Origin of the sequence: uncultured Nostoc sp., from assembly GCF_964245575.1 — a bacterium.
Classification (GTDB): Bacteria; Cyanobacteriota; Cyanobacteriia; order Cyanobacteriales; family Nostocaceae; genus Nostoc.
In genome coordinates this window covers 1-3,538 of record NZ_CAXTNP010000474.1, presented here as the reverse complement: position 1 = coordinate 3,538, position 3,538 = coordinate 1, and the positions used below count along the sequence as shown (strand labels likewise).

Below are 3,538 nucleotides of genomic sequence, written 5' to 3'. Positions count from 1 at the left end.
GTAATAATAGTATGCAATTTGTCGAGAAAAATAAACCAAGAACATTGAGATTACATAAGCAATTACTGATATTTTCTCTAAGTCTAGTAGTATTTTTAGTAATTATCCTGACTAAATCACCTGCTAGTATTCATTTAGATAGTTCTAGGGCTGCGATGCCAATAGAGCTACCACTTTCAACAATTGGTAGAAGCATTGTGGATGCCAAAGGCAAGGTTGTATTGATCAGAGGTGTTAATTGGTTTGGTATGGAAACTGATACGCACGCCCCTCACGGTTTATGGAAACGAGATTATAAAGAAATGCTGGCACAGATTAAAAACTTAGGATATAACGTCATCCGGTTACCTTATTCTGTGGCAGCATTGCGATCGCTTAATGTGAGTGGCATTGGCTTTGGAATTGGCAGCAACCAAGAACTTGAAGCTAAAACCCCCTTGGAGGTAATGGACTTAGTTATTCAGGAAGCGGAACGTCAAGGATTGCTAATCCTCCTCGACAGCCACCGCCTCAACGACCAGCAAATTCCAGAATTGTGGTATGGAGACGGCTTTACCGAAGCAGACTGGATCGATACTTGGACAATGTTAGCAATCCGATACAAGAATCAAACTAACGTTATTGGCGCAGACTTAAAAAATGAACCTCACGGGAAAGCTAGCTGGGGTGATAACAACATCAATACTGACTGGCGATTAGCAGCAGAACGCGCAGGCAATGCGATTCTCAGTGTTAATCCTAATTGGCTAATTGTTGTTGAAGGAGTAGAAAAGAATGTCCCCAGTCAAAAACTGCCACAGCATTGGCATGGTGGAAATTTAGAAGGTGTGAAACGCTACCCAGTACGTTTATCTCGTTCTCATAAGCTAGTCTATTCTCCTCATGAGTACGGCGCTGGGGTGTACAATCAGCCCTACTTTTCTGCCTCTAACTTTCCTAAGAATCTGATTGATCGCTGGCAAATAGGATTTAACTATATCGCTAGTCAGAATATTGCTCCCATCTTGATTGGAGAGTTTGGGGGACGGCAAGTAGACTTAAATTCCAAAGAAGGAATTTGGCAAAATGAGTTGGTGAAATACATTCAAAAAAATAACTTGAGCTTTACTTACTGGAGTTGGAATCCTGATAGTAGTGATACAGGCGGAATTTTATTGGATGATTGGCAAAGTGTTGATCTATCTAAGCAGCAATTACTGTCCCAACTGCTCCCACTGGTACAAGTCCAACTGCCAGATCAATCGAGTAATCCTCCTGTTTCCCCAGCTGCTACTTTTTCTGTCTCCCCATCTCCTACTAGTACTACTCAACTAAAAGTCACTACTGACATCAATTCCAACTGGGAAACTGGATTTTGTATCAGCTTCAAAATTACAAATCAGGGTAATACCAAGGTTAACAACTGGCAACTGGCATTTAAGATGAATCAAGCTAAGATTAATAACTCTTGGAACGCAGATTTTAAACAGCAAGGAGCGATACAGTATCTAGTGGCTCCTTTAGACTGGGGAAAAACAATTGAACCAAATCAAGTACGGGATACTGGGTTTTGTGCCAACAAACTTGGTTCTGACTACCAGCCGCAGCAAATAGCCGCCGTCTCGATTTGAAGTCAAAAGTTAAAAGGCGAATTTGTCATGATAGGAGAAATCACCAATCCCATTAACCATTGAGTTTTAACTCAGCACACAAGATGACTGAAGCAACAGCAACTCGTCCCAATATCTATGTTCGGGAAACCGGGCCAACGATTCATTACCTGGTGGCAATGTCTCAACCAGAAACTCATCTGTTTGAGGTGACTTTACGCCTTGTGGATTACCACTCGCCGATTCTCGATTTAAAACTACCGGTGTGGACACCCGGTTCCTACTTAGTCCGCGAATACGCCAAGAATTTACAGGATTTTAGGGCTTTTACAGAGGGTAAGCCTTTACCTTGGCGGAAGATCAGTAAAAATCACTGGCAGGTAGACAAAAAGGCTGTTTCAGAATTAACTGTACGTTACCGCATTTTTGCGAATGAGCTATCGGTACGGACAAATCACTTAGATGCTACCCACGGTTATTTTAACGGTGCGGCACTATTTTTTAGAATAACGGGCCAGGAGAAGCAACCCATTCGCGTCACTATCGTACCACCACGCCCGGAATGGCAGGTAACTACTGCCTTGCCATCGGTTGTTGAGGAAAAAAATACTTTTTTGGCTGGCGATTTTGATACTCTTGTTGATACTCCCTTTGAGATTGGTCGCCACCAATTGTATAATTTTGAGGTTTTGGGAAAACCCCATGAACTGGCAATCTGGGGGCAAGGAAATCTCCAAGCCCAGCAGATGATTGCTGATATTCAAAAAATTATTCAGGTAGAAGCGCAGATGTTCGGCGGTTTGCCATATGAACGATACGTGTTTCTACTACATTTATTTAGCCAAGCTTTTGGCGGTTTGGAGCATAAGGACTCTTGCTCCTTAATTTACCAGCGTTTTGGATTTCGCGCTCAGGATAAGTACAATCGCTTTATCCAATTGGTAGCACACGAGTTCTTTCACTTGTGGAATGTCAAGCGAATTCGCCCAAAAGCATTAGAGGTTTTTGATTATGACCAGGAAAACTACACACCATCATTGTGGTTTTGTGAGGGGACTACTAGTTACTACGACTTGTTAATTCCTTTGCGGGCAGGAATTTTTGATGTTAAGTCGTATTTGAATAACTTGGGCAAGGAAATTACTAGATATGAAACGACACCGGGGCGCAAGGTACAACCCGTTTCCGAGTCGAGTTTTGATGCTTGGATCAAACTCTATCGCCCGGATGCCAATAGCGGGAATTCCCAAATCTCCTACTATTTAAAGGGAGAAATGATATCGTTGTTGCTGGATTTACTGATTCGCTCTACTCACGACAATCAGCGCTCCCTCGATGACGTGATGCTGAAAATGTGGCAGCAATTTGGGCAAGCTGAAATTGGCTATACCCCAGAACAGTTGAAGGAAGTTATAGAATCTGTAGCTGAAATCGATTTGACTGATTTCTTTAAACGCTACATTGATGGCACTGACGATTTGCCTTTGAATCAGTATTTAGAACCCTTTGGCTTGCAGTTGGTAGCCGATCAGCAGGAAGAACCTTACTTGGGTGTGAGAATAAATACAGAGAATGGGCGGGAGATTATTAAGTTTGTGGAAACTGGTTCACCTGCACAAATAGGGGGAATTGATGCAGGTGATGAATTACTAGCAATTGATGGGATTAAGCTAATGGCGGGTGGCTTAAGCGATCGCCTCAAAGATTACCAACCAAACGATAAAATTGAAGTCGCAGTTTTCCACCAAGACGAACTGCGTACCTATTCCATCATCCTCGCTTCACCACGTCCCACTCGGTATCAGGTAAAGCCTGTTGAGCATCCTGACTCCACACAGCAGCAAAACTTTGCTGGATGGCTTGGGGTAGTGATCGCAACTGTTTGATAAAGGGGTATTGGGCATGGGGTATTGGTTATTAATTCTTCTCCCCCTTGCCCCCTGCTCCCC

At 43.0% G+C, this 3,538-nt stretch carries 2 protein-coding genes; both read left to right on the top strand.

What is annotated here, in order from left to right; all coding sequences use genetic code 11:
• The first annotated feature begins 11 nt into the window (after positions 1–11).
• Positions 12–1,610: a cellulase family glycosylhydrolase gene (locus ACFFAP_RS37120; RefSeq protein ID WP_375515890.1), complete on the top strand. Its 1,599-nt coding sequence runs from the start codon at positions 12–14 to the stop codon at positions 1,608–1,610.
• A gap of 83 nt (positions 1,611–1,693) precedes the next feature.
• A complete protein-coding gene (locus ACFFAP_RS37115) occupies positions 1,694–3,475 on the top strand; it encodes a M61 family metallopeptidase (RefSeq protein WP_375515889.1) in 1,782 nt (593 codons plus the stop codon).
• The last annotated feature ends 63 nt before the right edge of the window (positions 3,476–3,538 follow it).